Origin of the sequence: Pseudomonas sp. 58(2021) (assembly GCF_017491585.1) — a bacterium.
GTDB classification, from domain to species: domain Bacteria; phylum Pseudomonadota; class Gammaproteobacteria; order Pseudomonadales; family Pseudomonadaceae; genus Aquipseudomonas; species Aquipseudomonas fluorescens_BT.
This window is the reverse complement of sequence record NZ_JAFGYZ010000002.1, coordinates 357,931-383,938: the sequence shown is the minus strand read 5'-3', so window position 1 is coordinate 383,938 and position 26,008 is coordinate 357,931. Positions and strand designations below refer to the sequence as shown.

Below are 26,008 nucleotides of genomic sequence, written 5' to 3'. Positions count from 1 at the left end.
CGCAGAAACTCCACCAACCCTCGCTGCAACCCGCTCAACACCCCCTCGCGGCTGACCAGCGCCAGCTCTGTCGGTGGAAGCGGCGGCAAGTCTGTGCACACCCGATGCTCCGGCAATACCGCTGATGCCGGCAGCACCGAAACCCCAAGCCCTGAGGCGACCGCCGCTTGAATGCCGGTCAGACTGTGGCTGCCGAAGGCTACACGCCATGGGCGTTGCGCCACGTCGAGCAGGCGAATCGCTCGTTGTCGGTACAGGCAGCCTTGGGGAAACAGCGCCAGCGGCAATACACCATTGGAAGAATCGAACTCAGCACCCTTGACCCACACCAGTCGCTCCGGCCAGGTCGCCCAGGCGGGGCCGCTGTCGGGTTCGCGTTTGATCAGGGCGATGTCGATTTCGCCGCTGTCGAGGCGTTGCCTCAGATCGAGGCTCATGCCGCTGACGGTTTCCAGCCGCGCTTGCGGGTGGCTGCGGGTGAAGCCGGCGAGGATCAGCGCCATGCGTCGGGCGTCGAAGTCTTCCGGCATGCCGATGCGCAGGATTTCCAGATCCAGATCGCTGGCAAGGGCTTCGCTGGCCTCGGCGGACAAGGCCAGCAGGCGGCGGGCGTAGTGGATCAGCAGTTCGCCGTGCTCGGTGACGCTGACGTTCAGCCCGGTGCGGTCGCGCAACAGCAAGGCGTGGCCGACCAGGTCCTCAAGTTTGCGCACCTGTTGGCTGACCGTGGATTGGGTGCGGTGGACGCGTTCGGCGGCGCGGGTGAAGCTGCCTTCATCGACCACGCAGACGAAGGTTTTCAGCAGTTCCAGATCCAGCATGGCAGCGGTCTCGATATTTGTTTGGCAACTTAGGGTTGGCTATTTATTTAATTTCACACTATCACCCCGAGTTCATAAGCTGAAGCCCTCACTTGCAGAGGAATGCCCCCATGACGTTGATCAATACACCACGCCCGCAATGGCTGACCTTCGATTGCTACGGCACCTTGATTCAATGGGACGAAGGCCTGCGCGCCGTGGCCGAGCAGATCCTGAGCGAGAAGGGCGAACACCGGGTCGATGCCGGGCGCCTGATCGAGGTCTATGACCGCCACGAACATCGCCTGGAACAGACGCCGCCGCACCGCTCGTTTCGCGAGCTGAGCACCCTCGGCCTGCAACTGGCCCTGGAGGAACTGGGGCTGGCGAGTGCCAGCCAAGACAGCAAGCGCCTGGCCGCCGCGATCCCGCAGATGCCGCCGTTTGCCGAAGTCGTCGAGACCCTCGGGCAGCTCAAGGCCAAGGGCTTCAAGCTGTGCATCGTCTCCAACACCGATGACGACATCATCGCCGGCAACGTCGCTCAACTCGGTGGCCATATCGACCGGGTGATCACCGCGCAACAGGCCGGCGCCTACAAACCGGCGCCGAGGCTGTTCGACTACGCTCATGAGCAATTGGGCGTCAGCCGTGATCAGGTGGTGCACATCTGCGCCAGCCCGATGCTCGACCACACGGCGGCCCGCGACCTGCATTTTCGCTGCGTATGGATCGACCGCAGGACCGGTCGTCAGTTACTGCCGGACTATCGGCCCGACGCGATCCTCAACACGTTGGACGAAGTGCTGCCGCTGTTCGCGTCCCTTGGCTGGGAATAAAGGAGTTTCGCCATGGCCCACACCCTGACTGGCTGCGCCCGACCTGCGCGTTCCGGCTCGTTGAACCTCGACAGCGAAGCGATTACCACCGCCCGCCACGAACTGGCAGCGTGCTTTCAACTGGCGGCGCTGCACGGGCTGGAGGAGGGGATCTGCAATCATTTTTCGGCGATGTTGCCGGGGCACGATGACCTGTTTCTGGTCAATCCCTACGGTTATGCGTTTTCCGAAGTGACGGCGCACAACCTGCTGGTCTGCGACTTCGAAGGGAACGTGGTGGACGGCGAGGGCCAGCCAGAGGCAACGGCGTTCTATATCCATGCACGCCTGCACCAGCGACTGCCAAGGGTGAAGGTTGCGTTCCACACTCACATGCCGAACGCGACGGCGTTGTGCCTGTTGGAGGGGCCGCCGCTGTTGTGGCTGAGTCAGACCGCGCTGAAGTTCTACGGGCGCACGGCGGTGGACGAGCACTACAACGGGTTGGCGCTGGACGAGCGCGAAGGCGACCGGATTGCCGGGGTGATGGGTGATGCCGACATTCTGTTCCTGAAAAATCACGGGGTGATTGTCGCGGCGCCGACCATCGCCGAAGCCTGGGACGATCTGTATTACCTGGAGCGCGCCGCGCAGGTGCAACTATTGGCGATGGCCACGCAACGGGTGCTGGAACCGGTGCCGCACGCGGTTGCGCAACGGGCGTACGCGCAGATGCGCGAAGGCGATCCGCAAAGTGCGCGGGCGCATCTGCGCAGTGCGATGCGGCGTTTGGCCCGTCAGGGCTGATGCGGGCAAAAACGGACAGGCAAAAATAATTTGCGTCGCAGGTCATCCAATTGCCCTGCGCGCCGATAGTAACTGGGTCGGGATCGTCGCGAGGGCACTTGGTTGCCCCGTACAACCCGGTGGGCTACGCTCACAAAAACAAGGGTTTCGGGCTTCTGCCCCTGTCGTACCTGCCCAGGACACGCTTTTGCCTATCCCCATTCACGATCCGAACCAAGCCCCCGGCGGCACCCTCAAGCGTTTGCCCCTGCGCAAGGCGGCGGTATTGTTCATCGTTGCCGTGTGTCTGTGCCTGTCCGGCTTGCTGTATCTGCAGATCGAGCAGTCGCGGCGCCAGGATCTGGCGAATGCTCAAGTGGCATCGGCCAACCTGACCCGGGCGATGGCGCAGCAGGCCGAGGACACCTTTCTGGCGGCGGATCTGGTGATGACCAGTCTGGTCGACTGGATTCAGGAAGACGGCTATGGCGCAGCGCAGAGACCGCGCCTGCAGAGGACTTTCGCGCGCCGGGTGCAGCAGCTGGAACAGTTGGACGGCATGTTTCTGTTCGATCGCGAAGGGCAGTGGGTGATTACTTCGTTCCCGGATCTGCCGCGCGGCAATGGCGTGGCCGATCGCGAGTACTTCAGGTTTCACCAGCAGAACGTCTCGATCGTGGCACACATCGGGCCGGCGATCCGCAGCCGCGAGAACGGCGAGTGGATTATCCCGATCTCGAAACGGGTGAACGACCACGCCGGCCATTTCCAGGGCGTATTGCTGGCCGGGATCAAGATGTCGTACTTCGACAAGTTCTTCAAAAGCTTCAGCCTGGATGACAACGGCACGATGTTCCTCGGCCTGACTGACGGCACGTTGCTCGCCCGTCGGCCATTCGATGAGGCCTTGATCGGCACCTCGATGGCCAAGGGCGAGATCTATCAGAAGCTGTTGCCCAATGCCCCCGCCGGCACCGCGATGATCGATTCGGTGGTTGACGGTGTGACGCGGCTTTACGGTTACCGGCAGCTGGAAAGTTATCCGCTGGTGGTGTCCTCCTCTTCGTCCCGGGACACGATTTTGCAGGGCTGGCATGACCGGGCGTTCCAGTCCAGCGTCATCGTGGCGCTGGTGGTGCTGGGCGTGGGGTTGTTTGGTTGGGTGTTCATCCGTCAGGTGCGCGACGGCGAACGGATCGAGAAAAACCTGCGCAAGGCCCAGCAGGCGCTGGAGGAGATCGCTACCCACGACAGCCTGACCGGGCTGGCCAACCGGCGTCTGTTCGAGCGCTCGCTGGAGGTGGAATTTGCCCGGGGGGCGCGGCAGTCGAGCCCGGTCAGCCTGATCATGCTCGATATCGATTTCTTCAAACGCTACAACGATGCCTACGGCCATGTGGCTGGCGACCATTGCCTGACGCAGGTCGCGCAGGTGGTGAAGAACTGCTGCCAGCGCCAGTCCGATCTGGCGGTGCGCTATGGCGGTGAAGAGTTCGCGGTGTTGCTGCCGGACACTGACATCAACGGCGCGCTGACAATTGCCGGGCAGATCCGCCGCAGCGTCATGGACAAACACATCACCCACAGCGGCTCGCCCACCGGGTATCTCACGGTGAGCCTGGGCTGCTATGCGTTTATTCCGACTGGCAACGACAGCCCGGAACTGTTCATTCAACGGGCGGATGCGGCGCTGTATCAGGCCAAGAACTCCGGTCGCAACCGCGCGGCGGTGTTGTCCATGGACGTTGGCGTTGGCGAATTGATGCGTTCGGATCGCTGATTAAACCGAATCGGTTCAGACACAGGCCATGGCCTTCACCATGACCTGCTCTTGTCCGTTCAGCCGCCCGCACCACTGCCGGGTCCGATGACGAGCGGTCAGAAGTCCACGGTGGCCGACACCTTCAGGGTGCGCGGCGTGCCCTGGGTCAGGTAGCCGCCGTTGGCCGAGGCCCAATAGGCTTCGTTGGCGACGTTCTCCAGGTTGGCCCGCAGGGTGATCTGCTTCTCATCCAGCTTGAAGGCATAGCGGGTGCCCAGGTCGAAACGGTTCCACGCCGGAATGCTTTGAGTATTCGCCGCGTTCAGGTACTGGCCGCCGGTGCGCAACATTCGCGCGCTGAGAGCGGCGCCTTCGAGGCCCGGAATGTCCCAGTCGGCGCCGAGGTTGAACTGGAAGCGCGGCACCCCGACGGCGCGGTGGCCGTCATTCACGCCGTTGCTGCTGCCTTCCAGTTCAGTCTTCATCAGCGTCGCGCCGCTGAGCAGGCGCAGGCCGTCGAGCGGTTCGCCGTACACGTTGAGTTCCACGCCTTTGTTGGTCTGCTGGCCGTCAACCCGGAACATCCCGTCCTGGGTGTAACTCGACGGTTGCTCGATGCGATAGACGCCGAGGCTGGCGCCGTAGCTGCCCATGTCCAGGCGCACACCGGCTTCGACCTGCTTGCTGCGCACCGGGGCGAAGGTTTCGTCGCGGTTGATCGCCGTGGTCGGCGGCGTCGGGCCCTTGGCCAGGCCTTCGATACGGTTGGCGTAGAACGACACGTGTTCCCAGGGCTTGATCACCAGGCCGTAGACCGGGGTGGTGATCGACTCTTCGTAACTCGAGGTGCGAGCGCCGGTGGCCGTGGCCCAACCATCGACTTTCATCTGCTGGCGCCGCACGCCGAGGGTCAGCAGGATGCGGTCATCGACGAAGCCGAGGGTGTCGGAAATCGCCTCGCTGCGCAGGATGTTCTTGCCGGTGATGCGCGGGTCGTTGATGTCGCTGGCGAACGAGGTGGGTGCCGGGCGCGGCTTGTCGGTGACGTTGTACAGGTTGGTGCTGTAGCGCCCGGCCGCGCCGACGGTTTCGAACGCCGAGCGCTGCTCGCCCCAGATGCCCGCCCAGCCGAGGTTCAACTGGTGTGTGACGGGGCCGGTGTCGAAGCGGCCGTTGAGCCCGGCCATGGCGCTCTGGTTGTCTTCGTCGTGGGGCGAATAGAGCATGCCGCCACGGGCGTTGCCGTTGAGGTCGGTGACGGTCAGCGACGAGTACACGCCGTTTTCCCGGGTGTGCTTGGCGCCGCCGGACACATAGGCGGTCCAGTTGTCGTTGAGGTCGTACTCGGCGCGTGCCATGCCGAAGGTGTCTTCGAGCTGCGAGTAGCTCCAGCTCTGGGCATAGCTGGCGTTGGCGTGCGGCACCTTGGGGGCTTTGGTCAGGCTTGAGTCGACATAGACCACCGAGCGGCCCTGGTTGATGACCTGCTTCTGATAGCCGAAATCGGTCGAGACCCGCAGGCGATCGCCGCGATAGTCCAGGCCGAGGCTGAACAGCGACGAGCGCTGGTCTTCTTCATCGACGGCGGTGTCGCCTTCGCGCTGCATCAGGTTGACCCGGGCGCCGAAGCGGTTGTCTTCGCCAAAACGCTGGCCGAGGTCCAGATGCGTGCCGACCCGGCCGTCGGCGCTGTAGTCGAGAGTGACGCTGCGCGTTGGCGTGTCCATGGCGCGTTTGGGTTGCAGGTTGATGCCGCCACCGATGCCGCTGCCGCTTGGGGTCACGCCGTTGACAAAGGCGTTCGGGCCTTTGAACAGTTCCACCCGGTCCAGCGCTTCGACGGCGATGATCTGCCGCGGCAGCACGCCATAGAGGCCGTTATAGGAAATGTCATCGGAGGCCAGCGGCAGGCCGCGGATCATGAACATTTGCGAGAAGTTGCCGAAGCCGTTGGACTGGCGCACCGAGGCATCGTTGAGCAACACATCGCCAATGGTTTGCGCCTGCTGATCGGCCATGGTCCTGGCGGTGTAGCTGGTGACGCTGAAGGGCAGGTCGTTGACCGCTTGATTACCGAGCATGCCGACCTGTGCGCGACGGGCGACCTGTTCGCCACCGTAGGTGTCATCGCTGCTGTCGTGAAGTGCGCTGACGGTGGTGGCGCCGAGTTCCAGCGCACCGTCCGCCGCGACTTTCGGCGCCACGGTGTAACCATTGTGGCCGGTGCTGATCAGTTCGAAGCTGCTGCCTTCCAGCAATCGGGCGAAACCGCTTTGCGCGGTGTAATTGCCTTGCAGGCCCGGGCTCTGGCGATTGCCCAGTTGTGCCGGGTCGAACGACAACGGCACGCCGACGCTGACCGCAAATTGCGCCAGTACATGGCTGAGCAGGCCGGGGCCGATGCTGACACTTTGGCTGGCGCTTTCGCGGGTGCTGTCGGCGGCCTGGCCGAGGGTCGGCAGCAGCGCGCCGAAGGCCAAGGCAAGACTCAGGTTTAGGGCCTTGAGCGGAAAAGTGGCAGGGCGGGGCGTGGGCAATGCGGTCATTCGGCGATCCTGTCGGGCGCGTGGAATTGAAAGGTCTATCCACTCACCGAACGAGGCGCGAAAAGGTATCAGTGAACATTGAAAATATTTTCCGAAGGCTCAGACGCGGGGCTCCACCGACAGCCAATAGCGGGTCAGGCTGTTGATGTTCAGCGGCAGGGTGTCGCTGAGCAGGCGCAGGCTGGCGTCGGTGTCGCACAGGGAAAACGCCCCGGACACACGCATCGCTGCGACGTCCGGATGACAGCGCAAGACGCCGCGACGATAACGGCTGAGTTCGCCGAGCAATTCGTCCAGACGCATGTTGCTGGCCAGCAGCATGCCCTTGTCCCAGGCCAGGCTGGCGGTGTCGAAGGTTTCAGCGCTGTCGAAGCCGTTCAACTTGAAGCGCTGGCGTTCGCCGGCCTTGATGATCGTATTTTGCTTGAGCAATTGCGGGGTGATTTGGACTTGCCCCTCCAGCACCGACACCAGGCTGCGCGAACCTTCGGTGCGCACGCAGAACCGCGTGCCGAGTGCACGAGCGAGGCCTTGTGGGGTTTGGACAATGAACGGGCGGGCGGCGGCATCGCTGGCAGTGGTGATCAGCACCTCGCCGTTGAGCAGCAGCACCCGGCGCTCGACCGGGCTGTAAGCGATGTTCACGGCGCTGTCGGTGTTGAGCAGCAATTGGGTGCCGTCCGGCAGTTGCAGCGTTTTTTGCTCGCCGACGGCGGTGCGCTGGTCAGCGGTCCATTGCTGCCACGGAACATGTTGCGAGGCGATGCCCACCGGCCCGGCCATCAATAGCAGGCCGAGACGGGTAAGGGTCTGGCGACGGCTGAGGCCTTCTTTGCGCGAAGCCCGTTGCAGGGTCTGGATGGCGACGTTGGCCGGCACGCTGCGCAAGTCCCCCAGCAGCGCTTCGGCCCGTTGCCACGCGATGGCGTGTTCGGCGCTGCGGTTGCGCCACTGCGCGATGGCCTGATGATCGGACGGCGAGGCGGTACCCGAATGCAATTGCACCAGCCAGTCGGCGGCTTCACCGAGAATCTGCGGGTTGATCATCGACGAACTCATCAGGCGACACTCAGGCAAGCAAGAAACGCGGCGCGCATGTGGCGTTTCACGGTTATCAGCGAAACCTTCAGCCGCGTGGCGATCTGCGCATAGGTCAGGCCTTCGATCTGCGACAGCAGGAAGGTGTCGCGGGTCTGCGCAGGCAGCTCGCGCAGCAACGCTTCTATGCGCCACAGGGTTTCAAGAATCAGATATCGGGTCTCCGGCGACGGCACTTCGGCAGGCGGCAGATGGGCGATGGTTTCCAGGTAGGCGCGCTCCAGGTCCTGGCGCCGCCAGCGGTCGATCACCAGACCTTTGGCGATGTGCGTCAGCAGTGCCCGGGGTTCGCTGCCCAGAGGCTTGAGCACCTGACGGCTGAGCAGGCGCAAAAACGTATCGTGAGCCAGGTCGGCCGCATCGCAGCGATTACCCAGCTTGCGTTGCAGCCAGCCTTGCAGCCACCCGTGGTGTTCGCTGTAGAGCGTCTGGACTTGCTGATTCAATGGCGGATCGAGAGACGACATGAGCGGCAGATACTCGTTGCGGGCATCCGATGCCTGGCTGCAATTAGAGTGCAATTAAGAATTGATCGCATTCTAGTGGCACCGAACGAGCGCTGGCAATTGCCCCTTTGCACTTTCTTTTCTGGCGCCAGAAAGGAGTGGCCTACACGTCTTCCGGGAGATTGGCTATTTGTTTGGCCCGGCCCCGGGACTAACGTAGCCACACATTCACTTGCCCCGGAGAACCACCATGAAACCTCGTGCCGATTTCTATACCGCTTCCCCAGATGCCCTGAAAGCGATGATCGCCCTGGAAACCGCCGTCTCGAAACTGCCGCTGGAAAAGACCCTGATCGAACTGGTCAAACTGCGCGCTTCGCAAATCAACGGCTGTGCGTTCTGCATCGACATGCACACCGCTGACGCGATCAAGGGCGGCGAAACCCCACGCCGGTTGTTCGCCGTGACCGCCTGGCGTGAAGCGCCGTTCTTCACCGACCGCGAACGCGCTGCGCTGCTGTGGACCGAGTCCTTGACCCAACTGAGCCTGACCCATGCCCCGGACGAAGATTACGAAGCGGTCGCTGCCCAGTTCTCGCCAAAAGAAATGGTCGACCTGACCGTGGCGATCAGCACCATCAACAGCTGGAACCGTCTGGCCGTGGGCTTTCGCAAAATCCCGCAAGCCTGATCGCTCAATGTGCATCGGCACTCGGCGCGGCCGGTGGTTGCACCTTGCGCATCAAGGGCACCATCGCCGTGGCAATGCCGAAGCACACCATGATCATCAGGAACGTGTCGCCGTAGGTCTGTGTCTGTGCCTCGCGGTAGGTCAGCAGCCATAGCTGACGCAGGCTGGCGGTAAGGCCTGCATCGCCGCTCTGACCCAGTGCGGCGAAGTTGCCGCCGACCTGGGCCAGCCACTGATTCACTGCTTCGTTGCTACTGTTCAGATGCTCGGCCAACCGCGTGAAGTGCAGGTTGGTGCGGTCGTTGAGAATGGTCGCGCACGCCGCAATCCCGATTGCACCGCCCAGATTACGCATCAGGTTGAACAGGCCCGAGGCGTGCTTAAGCCGCGCTGGCGCCAGACCACCCAACGTCAATGTCACCGCCGGCGGCACCGCCAGTTGCTGGGCAATCCCGCGCAGGGCTTGCGGCAACATCAATTGCCCGGCACCCCAGTCGTGGGTGATCGGACTGAATTCCCACATCGACAAAGCGAACAACGCCAGGCCCGCCATCATGATCCAGCGCAGATCGAGGCGATTGGCCAGAAAGGCGTACAGCGGAATCGCCATGATCTGGAATACCCCGGTAGAGAAAACCGCCAGACCAATGTCCAGCGCGCCGTAACCACGCACCCGGCCGAGAAACAGTGGCGTCAGGTAAATCGTCGCGAACAGGCCGATGCCGGTGACGAAGGAAAAGAAGCAGCCCAGAGCGAAATTGCGATCCTTGAGGGCGCGCAGGTCGACGATCGGATTGGCCACGTGCAGCGTGCGGCCGACAAACGCCACGCCGGCCAGGGCGCTGATCCACGCGGTGGTCAGGATGGTCTGATCGCTGAACCAGTTCCAGCGCGGGCCTTCTTCGAGGGTGTATTCCAGGCAGCCGAGAAACAGCGCCAGCAACACCATGCTCAGATAATCCGCGCCCTTGAGCAGCGACAGTTCCGGCTGATCAATCTTGACCAGCATCGGCACCGCCACGGCAACGAAAATCCCCGGCACCAGGTTGATGTAGAACAGCCAGTGCCAGGACGAAATGTCGGTGATCCAGCCGCCGATCACCGGACCCAATGTCGGTGCCAGCGAAGCCACGGCGCCGATGGTCGCAGCGGCAATCACCCGTTGCTTGCCGGTAAAGAAAAAGAATGCGGTGGTGAACACCAGCGGAATCATCGAGCCGCCGAGAAAGCCTTGCAGTGCGCGAAAGGCGATCATGCTCTGGATGTTCCAGGCCACGCCGCACAACAGGCTGGCGAGGGTGAAACCGACTGCCGAAGCGCAGAACAGCCAGCGCGTGGAAAACACTCTCGACAGCCAGCCCGACAGCGGAATCACGATGATCTCGGCGATCAGGTAACTGGTCTGCACCCACGCCGTTTCATCGGTGCCGGCGGACAACCCGCCGCCAATATCGCGCAGCGAGGCCGAGACGATCTGGATGTCCAGCAGCGCGATGAACATGCCGATGCACATCGTGGCGAAGGCGAACACTTTGGTCGCCGTCGCCATCTCGGCGGCATTGAATGGCTGCGCGGAGGCGGTGAGGGCGGTGCTCATGGCGCGCTGGCCACGGCGGTGGTTTCAGGTTGGGCGCGGGTGTCGACTTCGGCCGTCACCGACAGGCCCGGACGCAGGTGACCGAGTACGCCGTCGGCGGGGTCGAGCAGGATTCGCACCGGCACACGCTGGACGATCTTGGTGAAGTTGCCGGTGGCGTTTTCCGGCGGCAGCACGCTGAACTGCGAACCGGTGGCTGGGGCAAGGCTGTCGAGGCGGCCGTGGAATTCCTGGCCGGACAACACGTCGGCGCGGATGCTCACGCGCTGGCCGGGTTTCATCCGCGCCAGTTGGTCTTCCTTGAAATTGGCATCCACCCACAGACCGCTGGCCGGCACCACCGACAACTGTTGCGAGCCGGCCTGGGCATAAGCGCCGACCCGCGCGCGGCGGTTGCCGATCACGCCGTCGACCGGGGCGCGCAGTTCGGTGTAGCCGAGGTTGAGTTGCGCCAGATCACGCTCGGCCCGGGCTTGCTGGAGGGCGGCGCGGGCCTGCTGTTTCTGGGTTTCGATCACGTTGAGCTGGCGTTGCGCGGCCAGCAGTTCGGCCTGGGCCTTGGCGCTCAAGGCTTGCGCAGTCTTGAAGGTGGCGTCGGCCCGTTGCGCGGCTTCCACCGAAACCGCATTGGTCGTTACCAGACGTTTGTAGCGTGCGTTGTCGTCCCGGGAACGGGCGGTTTCGGCGCTGGCGGCATCGATGCCGGCGCGGGCCTGACCGATTACCGCCTGTTGCAGTTGTTCGGTGGCATCGAGGTTGGCCAGCAGCGCTTCCTCGGCGGCAACGGCGCCTTCAGCCTTGGCCAGATTGGCGCGGTAGTCGCGGGCGTCGAGGCGAATCAGCACGTCGCCGGCCTTCACCTTCTGGTTGTCGCTGACCAGCACTTCCTCGATGTAACCGGCGACCTTCGGCCCGATCACCGTGACGTCGCCGCCAATGTAGGCATCGTCGGTCTCCTCAAGAAACCGCCCGGTGCCCCACCAATGCACGGCGTACAACCCGGCGAACACCAGCGCGGCCAGGCCCGCAGTGGGCAACAGCAGGCGTTTGAACAGGGGAGGTCTGGGGGCGCTGACCGGAACGGCGAGATCGGGTTCTACGGTGGGCATGCTGGTCATGGCGTAATACCTGAGGAAGCGGAATGGCTATTACGACCGTAATATGACGCGAGTAATATTTTGTGGCAATTGATTTTTATCGCCAGTCGTCAGATGGGGGGTGTTGAAAGAAAAGCTGATCATTTGTTTAAGAAATGTAAGCGCTGTAGGAAGCGTCTTGCAATTGCGTAGGAAGGCTCTGAGTATCACTGCTATTGATGGGGTGGCATTAAGCCAGTTGATTGCAAGGATGTTGAGTGCCGTATTCGCTTTGCGCTGTTTCTCGTAGTCGTTTCCTGCCTCGCCCGCTGTTGTCGGCCTTGTTGTTGAGTGTGTGTGCGCCCAGCGTTTTGGCCGCCGAATCGTCGAACCCGGGCCAGGAAGTGCTGCGCCAGCAGCAACAGCAGCAGCGCGATCTGCAACAACTGCAAATCGAACAGCGCAAGCGGCAACTGGAGCGTGGCGCGTTCGGCGCGCCGCCTGCCACTCCGGCCATCCCCGAATCGATCAAACCCGACGAACGCTGCTGGCCCCTGAGCGGCACGCGCATCGGCGGCGTCACGCTGATCGATAAGGACAAACTGAACGCCCGGATCAAGCCGCTGTTGGCGCCGTGCATGGGCGTCGGTCAGATCAACCATCTGCTGGCGACCATCACCGCGCTTTATGTGGAGAAGGGCTACATCGCCAGTCGCCCGTACCTGAGCAGTGCGCTGGCGGCGGGACAGTCGCTGGATATCCTGGTCGACGAAGGCTATATCGAGTCCATCGAACTGGCCGACCAGAGCCTGCCGGTGTCGCTCGGCGGCGCGTTCCCGGGCATGCTCGGCAAGCCCTTGAACCTGCGGGATCTGGAGCAGGGGCTGGATCAGTTGAACCGCCTGCGCTCGCTCGATCTGACCGCCGACATCGCTCCCGGCAGCCAGCCCGGCGCGTCGAAAATCATCTTGCGTTCGCGGACCTCGGGGCAGTCGCGCTGGGCCCTCGGTGCCGGTTTCGACAACCTCGGCAGTGCCAGCACCGGTCGTGACCGTGACACGCTGAGCCTGACCCTCGACAGCCCGCTGGGACTCAACGACCTGTTGAGCGTGAGTGCCAGCGACACCCTCAATCAGGGCGACCGCTATAACCGCAACGCCAGCCTCTATTACGCAATTCCCTATGGCTACTGGACGTTCAGCACCTTCGCCAGCCACGCCGAATATCGTGCGCCGTTCAAACTCAGCGCGGCGACCCTGCACAGCACCGGCATCACCGATCAACTCAGCCTGCGCGCCGACCGGGTGTTGTGGCGCGACCAGAGTCATCAGCTCAGCGCCAACCTGCAGCTGGCGCACAAGGACGTCGACAGCTATCTGCAAAACGTCCGCCTCGGCATTCAGAGCCCGACCCTGACCGTGGCCGAGGCCGGGCTCAATCTGTTCTGGCTCGATCGCGCGGTGTGGAACCTGGATTTCAACTACGCCCAAGGCCTGCGCTGGCTCGGCGCCGACGACGATGCCGATCATCAGGTCAGGAACCTGCCCAAAGCGCAGTTTCGCAAGTACCGCGCCGGCCTCAGCCAATGGCGCAATGGCCAGCTCGGCACGCAAGCCTGGCAATGGCAGAGCCAACTCAATCTGCAATACAGCCCTGACCCGCTGCCGGCGATCGAACAACTGCTCGGCACCGACGATTCCGCCGTGCGCGGTTACCGGGTCAGCAGTGCGTCCGGGGCCAGCGGTGCGATCTGGCGCAACACCTTGCGCCTGCCGCTACGCACCGATTTGCCGGTGCAGCTCACCCCGCGTGTCGGACTCGACCACGGCTGGATCAAGGCCGACCACGGCGCCTCGGTTCAACGCCTGAGCGGCGCCAGCATCGGCCTCAACCTGGGCTGGAAAAACCTGCAAGTGGATGTCGATTACCAACGCAGCCTGAACACTCCGACCGGCCTGCACCGCGAGCCTGAAACCTGGCTGATGCGCGTCGGACTGCAGATATGAACGTCAGTGAACAACAGCCATCGGACCTGAGCGCGACAGCCGTGGCCTTTAACTCAACGCGCAACGTGATGCCGCACTACATGGAGAGTTTTTTATGCCAATGAACACCTTTGCGTTTCACCTTTCCCCACGGGGCAAACTGCGCTGGGCCATCGCCAGCCTGTTCCTGGTCGCTCACCTGCCGGGCGCCATGGCCGGCGGTGTGGTGGTCGCGCCCGGCCCCGGCGGCACCGCGCAATTGCAGACCCAGGGCGGAGTCCCGATCGTCAACATCGTCGCGCCCAACGGCTCGGGCCTGTCGCACAACCAGTTCCTCGACTACAACGTCGACCGTCAGGGCCTGGTGTTGAACAACGCCTTGCAGGCCGGGCAATCGCAGCTCGCCGGGCAACTGGCGGCCAACCCGCAATTGCAGGGCCAGGCCGCGAGCGTGATCCTCAACGAAGTGATCAGCCGCAACCCGTCGGCCATCAACGGCGCCCAGGAAATCTTCGGTCGCGCCGCCGACTACGTACTCGCCAACCCGAACGGCATTTCGGTGAACGGCGGCAGTTTCATCAACACGCCGAACGCCAACCTGGTGGTCGGCCGTCCCGAGCTGAATGACGGCAAGCTGCAAGCCCTGAGCACCCGCGATGCCACCGGTCAGTTGCAGATTCAGAGCGGTGGCCTGCGCAATGGCGAAGGCTCGATCAACCTGATCGCACCGCGCATCGACAGCCAGGGCGCAATCACTGCGCGTGACCAACTGAACCTCACCGTCGGACGCAATCAGGTCGATTACGCCAGCGGCCAGGTGAAAGCCGTGGACCCGGCGGGCGGCACCACCGATCAGCGGATCGACGCCAGCCTTTTCGGCGCGATGCAGGCCGGACGCATCAACATCGTCAGCACCGCTGAAGGCGCGGGCGTGAAGGTCGGCGCGGTGCAAGTCGCCGGGCGCGACGGCGTGCAGATTGGTTCGGCGGGCGACTTAAGCGTCAGCGGTCAGGCGATTCCGGACAGTCTCGATGTGACCCGTGCCGGCATTCGCAGCAGCCAGGGCGACGTCGCCCTGCACAGCGGCAAGGACCTGACGCTGGCCGCCACCGACGTCAGCGGTCGTGATGTGAAGGTCGATGCCAAGCGCAATCTGACCCTGACCACCGTCGAGAGCCGCAAGCTCCAGGAACAACGCGAGAACTGGAACAACAGCACCATCGGCATCACCTGGGAAACCTACGAACGCACCAAGACCGACAGCGATTCGCGCCAGCACGGCAGCCAGATCGTCGCCAGCCGCGACGCGCAACTGTCGTCCGGCAAAGACACCGAACTGAAAGCCGCCAAGGTCGACGCGAAGAACAATCTCAGCGTGCAAAGCGGCGGCGACCTGCGCCTGACCGCCGCCACTGAAAGCCACACCCAGACCGATCAGGGCAAGCATCGCAAGCACCTGTGGAAAGCCGATTGGGACAGCAGCAGCGAAGAGCAGCGCAGCGTCACCAGCCAGTTGAAGGCCGGCAACATTGCCCTGCAAACCGCTGCGCTGCTGCGCTCCGAAGGTGCCGAACTGAACAGCACCGGCGATCTGCGACTGGCCGGCAAACAAGTGGAAGTCACCACCGCGACCCGCACCAACCGCAGCAGCGACAACCGCTATTCCGGTGATCTGGTCGGTGGCGGTTTCTTCGGCAAGACCGGCGACGCCGACAAGGGCCAGACCCAGCATCAGGGCAGCAAGATCAACGCGGCCGGCAAACTGCTGGTCAAGGCGGACGATGTGCGCATCAGCGGCAGCCAGGTGCGTGGCGGCAAGGATGCCAGCGTGATCAGCGACAACGGTTCACTGACCATCGATGGCGTGCAGGACACCTCGCACAGCAACAACCACGACAAGGACAGCAAGTTCTTCGGCATCACCAAGGACGAGTCCCGGCAGAACAGCAAGGACAGCATCACGGTGCGCAGCGAGCTGGCTTCCGACAGCAACCTCAAGCTGAAAAGCGCCAAGGACATCGAAGTCGCCGGCTCCACGGTCAAGGCCGGCGGTTCGCTGACGGCGGATGCGGCCGGTGATGTGAATGTGCATTCGACGCAGAACACCCACGACAGCAGCGACAGCATGCAGACTCGTGGCTTCGACGCCTACGCCAAGGAACAGACGGCGGAGCAATATCGCGCCGGCGTGCATTACGAAGACAAGGCGCAAACCGTCACCGCCAACGACGTCACGCAGCAGGGTTCCAGCCTCAGCGGCGGCACTGTGCAAGTGAAGGCGGGCGGCGATGTGACGCTCAAGGGCGCCGAGGTGAAATCCACCGCCGGCGACACCACCCTGAGCGGCAAGAACGTTTCGTTGCTGGCCGAGCAGGACAGCCACAGCACCTCGACCGAGACCCGTAGCACTGGCGGTGGTTTCTACTACACCGGCGGCCTCGACCGCGCGGGCAGCGGCGTGGACTTCTCGCACAGCACTTCGCAAGACACCACCGGCAAAACCACTGCGCAAACTACCGGTATGCAGAGCAGTGCCAGCCTGAACATCAACGCTGACAAACTCGTCACCGAGGGTGCGCAACTCAAGTCCGGCAACGGCCTGAACGTCGCCGCCAACGAAGTGGACAACCGTGTCGCCAACCACACCGAAAGCAGCACTCACAGCGAGAGCAACTGGTCGGCGGACATCGGTGCCAACGTCGAGTACAAAGACATCGCCCGACCGATTGCCGGTGTGGTGAAAGACGTGCTCGACGGCAAAGTGCCGGACAAGGACGCACTGGCCAATCTCGGCCAGCCGAACGTCGGTATCGACGTGGCGGTCGGTCATGTCAGCGCGGATAAAACCGAGCAGAGCAGCAACGCCGTGGTCAGTCGGTTCGACGGCCAGACCGTGGACGTGAAGGTCGGCGGCACGCTGCACGACCAGGGCACCCAGTACAACGCCAGCGCCGGCAAAGTGAACATCAGCGCTGACAAACTGGTGGCCGATGCGGCGAACAACACCCACAGCAGCACCGAAAAATCAGTGGATGCCAAGGTCGATGTACGCGTCTACACCAAAACCGGTGAAGACGTGAACGTGGCCGGCAGCGGCGCGGGTGGCAGCAGCCAGTCGAGCAAGAACAGCGCCACGGCGGTGGTCGGCGGTTACGCCGGTAGCCAGGGCGTGAATATCAATGTCGGCGGCGACGCACAGTTCGAAGGCAGCCGTTTCGACGGCGGGCAGGGCGGTGTCAGCGTCAAGACCGGCGGTGACCTGGCCCTGAATCAGGCCAACGACCGCCAGAGCAGCGACAGCTCCAGCCTGCGCGGCAACGGCTCGCTGACTGTCGGCACCTTGCCGGGTACCGATGGCACCAACGTCGATCTCGGCGCTGGCTTCCAGCTCGATCACAAAGGCAACCAGACCACCGACAGCCAGGCGCACGTTGCCAGCCTCAGCGGCAATGGCCCGGTGCAACTGAGCAGCGGTGGCAATCAGGTTCAGCAGGGCACGAAGATCGACAGCGCTGGCGCTATCGACCTGAAGGCTGGCGGCAAGCTCGACCTGCAGGCAGCTACCGATTCGCACGTCGCCACCGGCAGCAATCTCGGCGGCGGCCTGAAGGCCGGCGGCAGCAAGACCAGCAGCGAGAAGAGCCGCGATCAGGGCGGTAACCTCAGCGGCAACTTCAACATCGGTCGGGTCAACGAGAACACTCAGACCCTCACCGGTGGCCAGCTCAACAGCCAGAACGGCCTCGCGTTGAGCGGCGATTCGGTGCACCAGCAAGGCACTCAGGTCACTGCGCCAAACGTCACCATCGACGCGCAGAAGGGCGGCTTCGTTCAGGAGTCCGCGCAGTCCACCGACAACCGCAACAACTGGAATGTGGCGTTGAGCGCCGGTGGCAATCTGAGCAAAAGCACACCGACCGCCGCCGATGAAAAAGTCAGCAGCGATCACGGCTTCAATGCCGGGGCCAAAGTCGGCGTGGATTACCTGCAAGGCACCACCCAGCAGAACAGCCAGATCAACGCTGACACGGTGGTGTTGAACAGCGGCGGTGATGCGAGCCTGAACGGTGCGCGGATTGATGCGCGCAATGTCAGCGGCAAAGTGTCGGGTGATCTCTCGGTTGAAAGCCGTCAGGACTCCAGCACTCACGCCAAGGTTGACGTGGATCTGGGCCTGACCGCCAAGAAGACCCCAGCCGACGACAAAGGCAAACTCGCGGGCACCGACTACAAGCCAACGCTGAAAGCCGACGGCGAATACGCGCACAAGGACAACGTGAAACAGGCCTCCGGCATCAGCGGTAGCCAGGGTGTGAATCTCACGGTCGGCGGCGCTACCCAACTGACCGGCGCGCGGATTTCCACGACTGAAGGCAAGGTCGATCTGGGCGGTTCGAAGGTCAGCAGCAGCGACCTGAGCAACCTCGACTACGGCGTAAAAGCCGGTCTGGACCTGCCACACAAAAGCGAAGAAAACGCACCGAAGGTGTCCCTTGAAAACGGCAACCTGAAAGTCGGCCCGGTGACCCTGAGCGGTCATCTGGACAGTCAGCCCCTGCAAGCGGGGATCGACGAAAAAGGTTGATTCACCGTTAGTGAAACCGGCGGGGGCGAGCGTGCTCGCTCCCGTTTCTAAGAGGTACCCCGCTCAAAACGGCAGCCACTGTCGTTTCCCGTCAAGTCGAAAAAAGCATGGTGACGGATTCGATGGCATGGGACTGGGTGAAGAGGCGGAGCGCGTGAGCAGGCTGCTCGGTGACAAGCCGATCCTGCTGATGGGCAATCAGGGCTTGCTGGTCGCGGCACCGAACGTGAATTGCGCGTGGCCCGTGATGAAATGGCGCGCAAGACCTGTCGGCAATGGCTGGATTATCCGGGGTTTGCGGAAAAGCATTTCAACTCGTTGATGGGCATCCTCGACGAAGAGGAACCCGTCTACCGCCAGCAAAATGAGTGCTGCGTTTTCGGATGGTCGATCCAGAACCGCGCGGGTTTGTGCCCAGTGAAATCGAGTTTGGCTGGAAAGAGCAAATTGTTATAGCGAATGGTTCTTGCTGGACTGTCAGTTCTGACAGTGTGCAAACAGCTGCCAAGGGGAGACGATTGGCCTGCGGTGTGTGGTTCCGATTGAACCTGCGCTGACATCAAACCGATCAATTCAGGGAGCTGAAAATGAGCGACATTACTTTTCCAGGCGCAATTAACGGTGTGATCACTTGCCTTTCTGACCCAATGAACGGCATCAGGGTAAAAATTGGACCACTTACCGGTGCGCAAATCGGTGGTGTTTTGAAAATCACATGGCAGGGATACAGTGATCCAAGTGGCACGGTGCCCATCCCCGGCACTCAGACCTCGCGGAATCATTTTATTACCCAGAATGACGTCGACAACGGGTTGGAAAAAACCATCGGTGACTGGCACGCACATATCAAACCCATTCAAACCGGCTCGGCTCGCGTTGGCTACACGATCAATGGCGGTGGTGAGAAAAATGCGTTGGCAGCGGTCCGGTTATTGAACCCAATTGGCCAATCGTGCGACGAGGTCTGAGCGCACAACTGAACGTTCGAGTTTCAACAGTGCCTGCCTGTTGCGGGCATTTTTTTGCCGAAAGCCGGCCCCGGGGAACAGATCCCGCAGCGACAGTGCATTCGGGTCGAGGTTGAAGTAGATGAAGCCGCCGAGTTCTTCGGTGTGTACTTGGGAAATGTTGAACTGTGCCAGCTCGAAACTCTTTATCCACTTGCAACGCGGCGTACCGTGCGGAACGGGTGTGGGGTTGATGTATTGCGACCAGTCGATGGGCGGAATGATCAATCGCCTGCTTCACGCGAGAGCCTTGACAGCCCTGCGATAATGAAACTTCACCGCGATCTGCGCGGTGCACTCGATCATGATGCAGAGGAAGGTTTTCCATGGACAATCAAGCACTCAAGGCCCTGTTCGACCAGCAGTCCGCCGTCTATGACAAACAGTGGAGCGGAATGGCGCCCCTGCGTGATGCCCTGTATTTGCTGCTGAATTCAGTATTCGCGGGCCTGCCGGAGAATGCCCGGATACTCTGCGTCGGCGTGGGCACGGGTGTGGAAATGGCCCATCTGGCGCAGCAGTTTCCCGGCTGGCAATTCACCGCAGTCGACCCTTCGGGCGCCATGCTCGACGTGTGCCGTCAGCGAGCGACAGAGGGCGGTTTTCTCTCCCGCTGCCGTTTTCACGAAGGCTACCTCGATACGCTGACGGATGAATCCGGTTACGACGGTGCGACCTGTTTTCTGGTGTCGCAGTTTTTGCTCGACCCCCAGACCCGTATCGATTTTTTCCATGAGATTGCCCGTCGTCTGGTACCGGGCGGGATTCTGGCGAATGCTGATCTGGCCTCTGACACCGAATCTCCGGCCTACGAAGCATTGCTGCGTCACTGGATGACGCTGATGGCGTCGGCCCAGGTGCCGGCGCAGATGCTTGAGCGAGCGCGTTTGGCCTATGCCCGGGATGTGGCGATTCTGCCAGCGCCGCAGGTCGCCGGTCTGATCGAGTCGGCCGGGTTCGAGGCGCCGGTGCAGTTCTTTCAGGCGGGTTTGATGCACGGGTGGTTCTGTCCGCGCAAGGCAGAGATTGCCGCGGGTTAGAGTGCTGGGTTGATAGGGGGAAACAGCTTCGTCGGCATTCCCGAGGAATCCATTGCCTCGGCTTAATGGGAAGTATTACCATTCGCTCCCCTTTCCTCAGCACACCGCAATGATCCCCATGCTGCCCCGCAGACCCGGCTTTCTCGAGCATTACGAAGAGTTGATCGGCACCTGGACCCGCCGCCTGCGCAATCGCTCGCAGGCCGAGGATCTGGCGCACGACACCTTTGTGCGGGTGCTCGAATCCGATTCGTCGGCGGTGCAGCAGCCCCGGGCGTATTTGCACCAGACGGCGCGCAATATTGCGGTGGACGGCTATCGGCGTGAGGACCGGCGGGGTGCCATGGAGTCGGAGGCGATCGATCTCAGTGAGTCGCCGACCGCCGATCCGGAGCATTACATGCATGCGATCCAGCTGGCCGATTCCATCGAACGGGCGCTCTGCGAATTGCCGGTCAATTGCCGGCGAATCTTCGTCTGGCAGAAGATCGAAGGCCTGACCCAGGCCGAAATCGCCGAGCGCCTGGGCCTGTCCAGGAACATGGTGGAAAAGTATATGATCCGCACCCTGCGGCATCTGCGTGATCGCCTGGACGGGGCGCAATCATGAGCCGCGGCGTCTTTTCATCCCCAGCCAGACAGGACATTCCATGATGGATACTCGTGATTGCGCGTGCGGGCAAACAACGGTGCGTGATGAGGCGGCACGCTGGTTTGTGCGTTTGCAGGAGCCTGCTGTCGACGCTGAACAATATCGCAGCTTCGAAGCCTGGCTGAACGAACATCCCCAGCACCATGACGAATTCCAGTTGCTGCAAGGCCTGTGGACGGCGGCGGATCTGCTGCCGGCGCCGCGGCTCAAGGCCCTGTGCGAAACTCCGCCAGCGCGGCGCGAACGCCGTCCGTTGTTGCGTTATGCCGTAGCGGCCAGCGTGGTCGCGGTGGCGCTCGGGCTCGGTCTGTTCAGTGGCTTGAATCACCCGGCAGGGTACAGCGCCGAATTCGCCACAGCGCCGGGCGAGCGCAAGCATGTGGCATTGCCGGACGGCTCGATGATCGACCTCAACAGCCGCAGCCGCTTGCAGGTGCGTTTCGAGAAGGATCGGCGACTCATCGAGCTGACCGAAGGCGAGGCGATGTTCAGCGTCGAGCACGACACTTCCCGCCCGTTCGTGGTCGAGGCCGGCAGCGGCAAGGTCACGGTCACCGGCACCCGCTTCGATGTGCGCCGCGACGTGACTCAGACCCGGGTCGCGGTGGAGCAGGGGACGGTCAAGGTGCAGGGTCGCCATGCGCCCGATGCCGATTTCATCAGCCTCACTGCCGGCCTCGGCACGCGGATCGATGCCCAGGGCAAAGTGGCACCGGCCTACGCAGTCAATCCGGCAGAGCTGACGGCCTGGCGCAGCGGCAAACTGGTGTTCAACAACGCCAGCCTCAGCGAAGTCGTCGAAGAGGTTTCCCGTTATCGCAACAAGCCGTTGACCGTCGCCAACCCGACGGTGGCCAACCTGCGCCTGACCAGCGTGTTCAAATCCGACAACACCGATGCCTTGCTCAAGGCCTTGCCGAACATCCTTCCGGTGGCCGTGCGAACACTCGCCGACGGCAGTCAGGAAATAATTTCAAAATAAAATTCAGGTTTTTTTCGAGTTCGTCGTCTTCCTGTTCAACTGCAACTGGTTTGCATTAACAGCCGCACACTCTTGCGATCCACAGGACTCCGTTCGACGTGAAAAACTCCACCGCCAAAAACAATAAATCCCCTTGGTTACCGCTGGCGCTCGCGCTGGCGGTCAACGCTGCGATGCCGCTGGCCTTCGCCGCCGACCCCATTCATATCCGCGCGCAGCCACTGGGCCAGGCGCTGAGCGAACTGGGACAGCAAACCTCGCTGCAGGTGTTTTTCAGCCCTGATCTGGTGGCCGGCAAGCAGGCCCCGACGGTCGATGGCAACCTCTCTCCCGAGGACGCGTTGCGCCGGTTGCTGCAAGGCAGCGGTCTGGACTATCAGATCAATGAAGGTTCGGTGACTCTGTCGCCAGCGCCGAGCGTAGCCGCCAACGGCCCGCTGGAACTGGGCGTGACCGACATCAAGATGGTCGGTGACTGGCTCGGCGACGCCGATGCCGCGGTGGTGCAGAACCACCCCGGCGCACGCACGGTGATCCGCCGCGAAGCCATGGTCGAACAGGGCGCGATGAATGTCAGTGACGTCCTCAAGCGTGTGCCGGGTGTGCAGGTGCAGGATTCCAACGGCACCGGCGGCAGTGATATTTCGCTGAACGTCGGCGTGCGTGGCCTGACTTCTCGTCTGTCGCCGCGCTCCACCGTGCTGATCGACGGCGTGCCGGCGGCGTTCGCGCCGTATGGTCAGCCGCAACTGTCGATGGCACCGATTTCCTCCGGCAACCTCGACAGCATCGACGTGGTGCGCGGCGCAGGTTCCGTGCGTTACGGGCCACAGAACGTGGGTGGCGTGATCAACTTTGTGACCCGTGCCATCCCGGAAAACCCCACCGGTGAAATCGGCACCACCCTGGAAACCACGCGCTATGGCGGCTGGAAACATATCGACACCGCGTTCCTCGGTGGCACCGCCGACAACGGGATGGGCGTGGCGCTCTTGTATTCCGGGGTTAACGGAAACGGTTACCGCGAGCGCAACAACGGCAACGACATCGACGACGTGCTGCTCAAGACCCACTGGGCGCCGACCGATCAGGACGACTTCAGCCTCAACTTCCACTACTACGATGCCAGCGCCGACATGCCGGGCGGGCTGACGCAGAAACAGTACGACGACAAACCGTACGACTCGGTGCGCGACTACGACAACTTCAGTGGCCGTCGCAAGGACGTGTCGTTCAAGTGGATCCGCCAGATCGACGAACGCACCCAGGCCGAAGTGCTGACCTATTACACCGACAGCTTCCGTGGCAGCACCATCGCCGCCCGCGACCAGAAAACCCTGAGCTCGTACCCGCGTTCCTACTACACCCTGGGCATCGAACCACGTGTGTCCCGGGTGTTTGATGTGGGCTCGACCACTCAGGAGGTCAGCGTCGGTTATCGCTACCTGAAAGAAGCGATGCACGAGCAGTCGAGCCGCCTGGCGCTGATCAACAATGAGCCGGTGGTCACCAAGACTTCAGACGGCCATGTGTTCCAGGACCGTACCGGCGGCACTGAAGCCAACTCGGTCTACGTCGACAACAAGATTGACGTCGGCAAATGGACCATCACCCCGGGCATTCGCTTCGAGCACATCAACACCGACTGGCACGATCGCGCCGTGCTCGACACCGCCGGCAAACGCGTGCCGGAAAAAAACCGCAGCATCGAGAGCAACGAACCGCTGCCGGCGCTGAGCGTGATGTATCACCTGTCGGATGCGTGGAAGCTGTTCGCCAACTACGAAACCTCCTTCGGCAGCCTGCAGTATTTCCAGCTCGGTCAGGGTGGCTCGGGTGACCAGACGGCCAACGGTCTGGAGCCAGAGAAAGCCAAGACCTACGAAATCGGCACGCGTTACAACGATGACGTGTGGGGCGGTGAAGTGACGCTGTTCTACATCGACTTCGATGACGAGCTGCAATACATCAGCAATGACGTGGGCTGGACCAACCTCGGTGCGACCAAGCACCAGGGCATCGAGGCTTCGGTGCACTACGACATGGCGGCGCTCGATCCGCGCCTCGATGGCCTGACCGCCAACGCCGGTTTCACTTACACCCGCGCTACATACGAAGGCGAGATCCCGGGCTTCAAGGGCCGCGACCTGCCGTTCTACTCGCGTCAGGTGGCAACCGTCGGCCTGCGTTACGACATCAACCGCTGGACCTACAACATCGACGGTTTCGCCCAGTCCAAACAGCGCTCGCCGGGCACCGGCGTGAATGCCGATGGCAGCTTCAACGGCAATTACATCACCGAAGGCACGGCGGACGGTCAGTACGGCGACATCCCGGGCTACATGACCTGGAACGTGCGCGGCGGATATGACTTCGGTGCGCAGCTGTCGAATCTGAAGCTAGGCGCCGGGGTGAAAAACATCTTCGACAAGCAGTACTTCACCCGCTCCAGCGACAACAACTCGGGGATGTATGTCGGCGCGCCGCGGACGTTCTTCGTGCAGGCCAGCGTAGGCTTCTGATCGGCTGAGCAGGCGGCCGGCAACAGCCGCCTGTTCTTCATTCGGTTTGAACGGGCCAGTTGCCGAGCATCACTGATCGGGCAATGCAAAATCAGTAATTGGTGAGGGATTGCCTGCCATGTCTGTGGTCTTGAGGCAGACTTTCTTCGGGCCGTCCTCCACCGAAACCTGAAAGTCCAGAAGCGGTGGCCTGACTAACGTGTAACCGTCACTGTCCTGGCAGTCGACCGCTCCTGGTTCACCACTTTTGTATTGGTAGTGACTGACGTCCAGATCCGGCGTTATCCCGATCGGTTTTACGGTGAACTCATCCTTTGTACTTTCAAGTACACGATAGGTAGGCGGCGTCTTGACGGGTTCTGCCAGAGCCCAGCGGTAATAGATCCTTGCATTGCGGCCGTCCCACCTCTGCGCAGGGCCTGCACTGTGTGGCTGCCCCACCACGCACATGAAATACAGGCCCGGCCCTTCACGTAATTCCTGACTTGAACTGTCTGATCCGTCTCCATGGCTTGGCTGAACCGGACCATAACCGACGTCGAGCGCACAGTCAGCCAGTGTTCGTACGAGTTTCACGCGATAGAACGGTTGATCGCTGGTAAACGATTGCGTCCATTGCACCGGAATGAGCTCGCCATTTGCGTCACGGATCAACCTTGTGTAGACGTCACCAAATGCATGCTCGAAATTGGTCGCGCGACCCAGCTGGCACGCAGAATTTTTCGGGGCGAAACGGGTAGCTGCAAAGCACTGCTCCAATTGCACTGCGCTTGTCGCGTAGTTGGTCTCAGGTAGTTTTATCGAGTCACCGTTTCTGACTTCGCAGGGGGCGTTGCGAGTGCAACGTGAGAGCCCGCTGCCTTGCGTCGTGGTACCGACGATCGCCACGATTTCATTGCTGTACCGATTCAAGACCGGTGAACCTGAGATGCCGGGGCGTACATCCCGACAACGATTGCTGAGCTGCCCGAGCCATGCCCAGCCCGCTTCGAAAACATCCGCACTATGTTCCTGGAGGCAGGCGGCGCGTTGCACATGGCCATCCATGGGCGCGCCCACCACCAGCACATCGCTGTCGACGGCAAGGGGCTGAGTTGCAAGCTTGAGCGGTGTGATGCCATCGCTCATCAATTGGCCCAGGGAGCGGTCGAGTTTGAGAATCGCAATGTCGATGCCGCGCATGGTGCTCCACGCGATTTCTGTAATCGGGTAGGGCTTCTGCCGGTGCTGAGTGTCCTGGAAATAATTGAAAGTCACGACGCCGGAAGCCGGGGCGTTTTCGATGTACCGGTCAGCGTCACCTTTGGCGCAATGTCCCGAAGTCAGGACATAGGCCGGGCCGCTGCGGTCATCGTTTGCGCTTCGGGTGTCAATCAGGCTGCCCGAGCAGTCAGCCCCGTCTTTAACCTGAACACGAGCGATGGCTTGCCAGTGATCGTAACGCCCGGCTGCATTGTTCAGAGGTTGCGCTGGAGAGAGGTTTGCTGCGCCTTCTCCCCAATCCTGAGCGGCCGTTCGGTCAGGCGTAACGCAACCGCTCGTACTGATGAGAAGCGTCAAGGCGATGGACTTTTGCAGGCTGGAACACTTCATGGCTTCAGCACCCGAGAAGATT

The 26,008-nt window shown here is 62.1% G+C and carries 20 protein-coding genes; 12 read left to right on the top strand and 8 right to left on the bottom strand.

Features of this window, described 5'->3' with window-relative positions; translation table 11 throughout:
* On the bottom strand, positions 1-821 hold an 821-nt coding region (locus J5M72_RS03795), incomplete at its 3' end, for a LysR substrate-binding domain-containing protein (protein WP_207864074.1).
* A gap of 110 nt (positions 822-931) precedes the next feature.
* Between J5M72_RS03795 and J5M72_RS03790 the strand changes: the two genes are divergently transcribed.
* The 3 genes from J5M72_RS03790 to J5M72_RS03780 all read left to right on the top strand — a co-directional run bounded on the left by J5M72_RS03790 (position 932) and on the right by J5M72_RS03780 (position 4,184).
* Positions 932-1,639 (top strand): haloacid dehalogenase type II, encoded by a 708-nt coding sequence (locus J5M72_RS03790; RefSeq protein ID WP_207864072.1) that lies wholly within the window; start codon positions 932-934, stop codon positions 1,637-1,639.
* 12 nt (positions 1,640-1,651) lie between these two features.
* Positions 1,652-2,425 (top strand): aldolase, encoded by a 774-nt coding sequence (locus J5M72_RS03785; RefSeq protein ID WP_169431113.1) that lies wholly within the window; start codon positions 1,652-1,654, stop codon positions 2,423-2,425.
* A 187-nt stretch (positions 2,426-2,612) separates the two neighbouring features.
* Positions 2,613-4,184 (top strand): GGDEF domain-containing protein, encoded by a 1,572-nt coding sequence (locus J5M72_RS03780; RefSeq protein ID WP_169431112.1) that lies wholly within the window; start codon positions 2,613-2,615, stop codon positions 4,182-4,184.
* Between the two features lie 98 nt (positions 4,185-4,282).
* Here J5M72_RS03780 and J5M72_RS03775 read toward each other — a convergent pair whose 3' ends face one another.
* The 3 genes from J5M72_RS03775 to J5M72_RS03765 form a co-directional block, all read right to left on the bottom strand.
* Positions 4,283-6,712 carry a TonB-dependent receptor gene (locus tag J5M72_RS03775; RefSeq protein WP_207864067.1) on the bottom strand — a complete coding sequence of 810 codons (2,430 nt, stop codon included), beginning with the start codon at positions 6,710-6,712 and terminating at the stop codon, positions 4,283-4,285.
* A gap of 99 nt (positions 6,713-6,811) precedes the next feature.
* Positions 6,812-7,771 carry a FecR domain-containing protein gene (locus tag J5M72_RS03770; protein WP_207864065.1) on the bottom strand — a complete coding sequence of 320 codons (960 nt, stop codon included), beginning with the start codon at positions 7,769-7,771 and terminating at the stop codon, positions 6,812-6,814.
* Positions 7,771-8,277 (bottom strand): sigma-70 family RNA polymerase sigma factor, encoded by a 507-nt coding sequence (locus J5M72_RS03765; protein ID WP_207864063.1) that lies wholly within the window; start codon positions 8,275-8,277, stop codon positions 7,771-7,773. Before J5M72_RS03765 ends, J5M72_RS03770 begins: the two co-directional genes overlap by 1 nt.
* A gap of 229 nt (positions 8,278-8,506) precedes the next feature.
* Between J5M72_RS03765 and J5M72_RS03760 the strand changes: the two genes are divergently transcribed.
* A complete protein-coding gene (locus J5M72_RS03760; RefSeq protein ID WP_169431108.1) occupies positions 8,507-8,947 on the top strand; it encodes a carboxymuconolactone decarboxylase family protein in 441 nt (146 codons plus the stop codon).
* Between the two features lie 4 nt (positions 8,948-8,951).
* Here the strand turns inward: J5M72_RS03760 and J5M72_RS03755 are convergent, their stop codons facing one another.
* The gene (locus tag J5M72_RS03755) at positions 8,952-10,544 is read right to left on the bottom strand and encodes a DHA2 family efflux MFS transporter permease subunit (RefSeq protein WP_207864062.1); all 1,593 of its coding nucleotides are present in this window, start codon (positions 10,542-10,544) and stop codon (positions 8,952-8,954) included.
* A complete protein-coding gene (locus J5M72_RS03750; RefSeq protein ID WP_207864061.1) occupies positions 10,541-11,662 on the bottom strand; it encodes an HlyD family secretion protein in 1,122 nt (373 codons plus the stop codon). The genes J5M72_RS03755 and J5M72_RS03750 overlap by 4 nt, the downstream gene beginning before the upstream one ends.
* Positions 11,663-11,898: 236 nt before the next feature.
* On the opposite strand from J5M72_RS03750, the gene J5M72_RS03745 reads away from it, so the two are divergent.
* The 4 genes from J5M72_RS03745 (at position 11,899) to J5M72_RS03730 (ending at position 19,158) form a co-directional block, all read left to right on the top strand.
* Entirely contained in the window at positions 11,899-13,626 is a 1,728-nt protein-coding gene (locus tag J5M72_RS03745) for a ShlB/FhaC/HecB family hemolysin secretion/activation protein (RefSeq protein WP_207864060.1), read from the top strand.
* A gap of 94 nt (positions 13,627-13,720) precedes the next feature.
* Positions 13,721-18,190: a hemagglutinin repeat-containing protein gene (locus J5M72_RS03740; RefSeq protein WP_207864059.1), complete on the top strand. Its 4,470-nt coding sequence runs from the start codon at positions 13,721-13,723 to the stop codon at positions 18,188-18,190.
* A 127-nt stretch (positions 18,191-18,317) separates the two neighbouring features.
* Positions 18,318-18,512, top strand: coding sequence for a hypothetical protein (locus J5M72_RS03735; protein ID WP_243433181.1), 195 nt, complete (start codon positions 18,318-18,320; stop codon positions 18,510-18,512).
* Between the two features lie 265 nt (positions 18,513-18,777).
* Positions 18,778-19,158 (top strand): hypothetical protein, encoded by a 381-nt coding sequence (locus tag J5M72_RS03730; RefSeq protein ID WP_169431103.1) that lies wholly within the window; start codon positions 18,778-18,780, stop codon positions 19,156-19,158.
* On the opposite strand, the gene J5M72_RS28860 is transcribed toward J5M72_RS03730, so the two are convergent.
* A complete protein-coding gene (locus J5M72_RS28860; RefSeq protein WP_243433180.1) occupies positions 19,120-19,425 on the bottom strand; it encodes a hypothetical protein in 306 nt (101 codons plus the stop codon). The two genes, J5M72_RS03730 and J5M72_RS28860, sit on opposite strands and share 39 nt — an antisense overlap.
* A gap of 98 nt (positions 19,426-19,523) precedes the next feature.
* Here J5M72_RS28860 and J5M72_RS03720 point away from each other — a divergent pair, with 98 nt between their 5' ends.
* The 4 genes from J5M72_RS03720 to J5M72_RS03705 all read left to right on the top strand — a co-directional run bounded on the left by J5M72_RS03720 (position 19,524) and on the right by J5M72_RS03705 (position 24,393).
* Complete coding sequence (locus J5M72_RS03720) at positions 19,524-20,237, top strand: class I SAM-dependent methyltransferase (RefSeq protein ID WP_207864058.1); 714 nt, start codon at positions 19,524-19,526, stop codon at positions 20,235-20,237.
* 109 nt (positions 20,238-20,346) lie between these two features.
* On the top strand, positions 20,347-20,847 hold the full coding sequence (locus J5M72_RS03715) for a sigma-70 family RNA polymerase sigma factor (protein WP_207864057.1): 501 nt from the start codon (positions 20,347-20,349) through the stop codon (positions 20,845-20,847).
* A 40-nt stretch (positions 20,848-20,887) separates the two neighbouring features.
* The gene (locus J5M72_RS03710) at positions 20,888-21,871 is read left to right on the top strand and encodes a FecR family protein (protein WP_207864056.1); all 984 of its coding nucleotides are present in this window, start codon (positions 20,888-20,890) and stop codon (positions 21,869-21,871) included.
* Positions 21,872-21,969: 98 nt separating this feature from the next.
* The gene (locus tag J5M72_RS03705) at positions 21,970-24,393 is read left to right on the top strand and encodes a TonB-dependent receptor (RefSeq protein WP_207864055.1); all 2,424 of its coding nucleotides are present in this window, start codon (positions 21,970-21,972) and stop codon (positions 24,391-24,393) included.
* 69 nt (positions 24,394-24,462) lie between these two features.
* On the opposite strand, the gene J5M72_RS03700 is transcribed toward J5M72_RS03705, so the two are convergent.
* Positions 24,463-25,986, bottom strand: a complete 1,524-nt coding sequence (locus J5M72_RS03700) for a serine protease (RefSeq protein ID WP_207864054.1) — start codon at positions 25,984-25,986, stop codon at positions 24,463-24,465.
* Positions 25,987-26,008 lie beyond the last annotated feature (22 nt).

Coding starts and splice junctions, on each gene's coding strand:
- J5M72_RS03750 (WP_207864061.1), bottom strand. CDS start 11,662: ATGACCAGCATGCCCACCGTAGAACCCGATCTCGCCGTTCCGGTCAGC.
- J5M72_RS03790 (WP_207864072.1), top strand. CDS start 932: ATGACGTTGATCAATACACCACGCCCGCAATGGCTGACCTTCGATTGC.
- J5M72_RS03770 (WP_207864065.1), bottom strand. CDS start 7,771: ATGAGTTCGTCGATGATCAACCCGCAGATTCTCGGTGAAGCCGCCGAC.
- J5M72_RS03765 (WP_207864063.1), bottom strand. CDS start 8,277: ATGTCGTCTCTCGATCCGCCATTGAATCAGCAAGTCCAGACGCTCTAC.
- J5M72_RS03700 (WP_207864054.1), bottom strand. CDS start 25,986: ATGAAGTGTTCCAGCCTGCAAAAGTCCATCGCCTTGACGCTTCTCATC.
- J5M72_RS03775 (WP_207864067.1), bottom strand. CDS start 6,712: ATGACCGCATTGCCCACGCCCCGCCCTGCCACTTTTCCGCTCAAGGCC.
- J5M72_RS03720 (WP_207864058.1), top strand. CDS start 19,524: ATGGACAATCAAGCACTCAAGGCCCTGTTCGACCAGCAGTCCGCCGTC.
- J5M72_RS03715 (WP_207864057.1), top strand. CDS start 20,347: ATGATCCCCATGCTGCCCCGCAGACCCGGCTTTCTCGAGCATTACGAA.
- J5M72_RS03735 (WP_243433181.1), top strand. CDS start 18,318: ATGGGACTGGGTGAAGAGGCGGAGCGCGTGAGCAGGCTGCTCGGTGAC.
- J5M72_RS03760 (WP_169431108.1), top strand. CDS start 8,507: ATGAAACCTCGTGCCGATTTCTATACCGCTTCCCCAGATGCCCTGAAA.
- J5M72_RS03730 (WP_169431103.1), top strand. CDS start 18,778: ATGAGCGACATTACTTTTCCAGGCGCAATTAACGGTGTGATCACTTGC.
- J5M72_RS03740 (WP_207864059.1), top strand. CDS start 13,721: ATGCCAATGAACACCTTTGCGTTTCACCTTTCCCCACGGGGCAAACTG.
- J5M72_RS03710 (WP_207864056.1), top strand. CDS start 20,888: ATGATGGATACTCGTGATTGCGCGTGCGGGCAAACAACGGTGCGTGAT.
- J5M72_RS03755 (WP_207864062.1), bottom strand. CDS start 10,544: ATGAGCACCGCCCTCACCGCCTCCGCGCAGCCATTCAATGCCGCCGAG.
- J5M72_RS03785 (WP_169431113.1), top strand. CDS start 1,652: ATGGCCCACACCCTGACTGGCTGCGCCCGACCTGCGCGTTCCGGCTCG.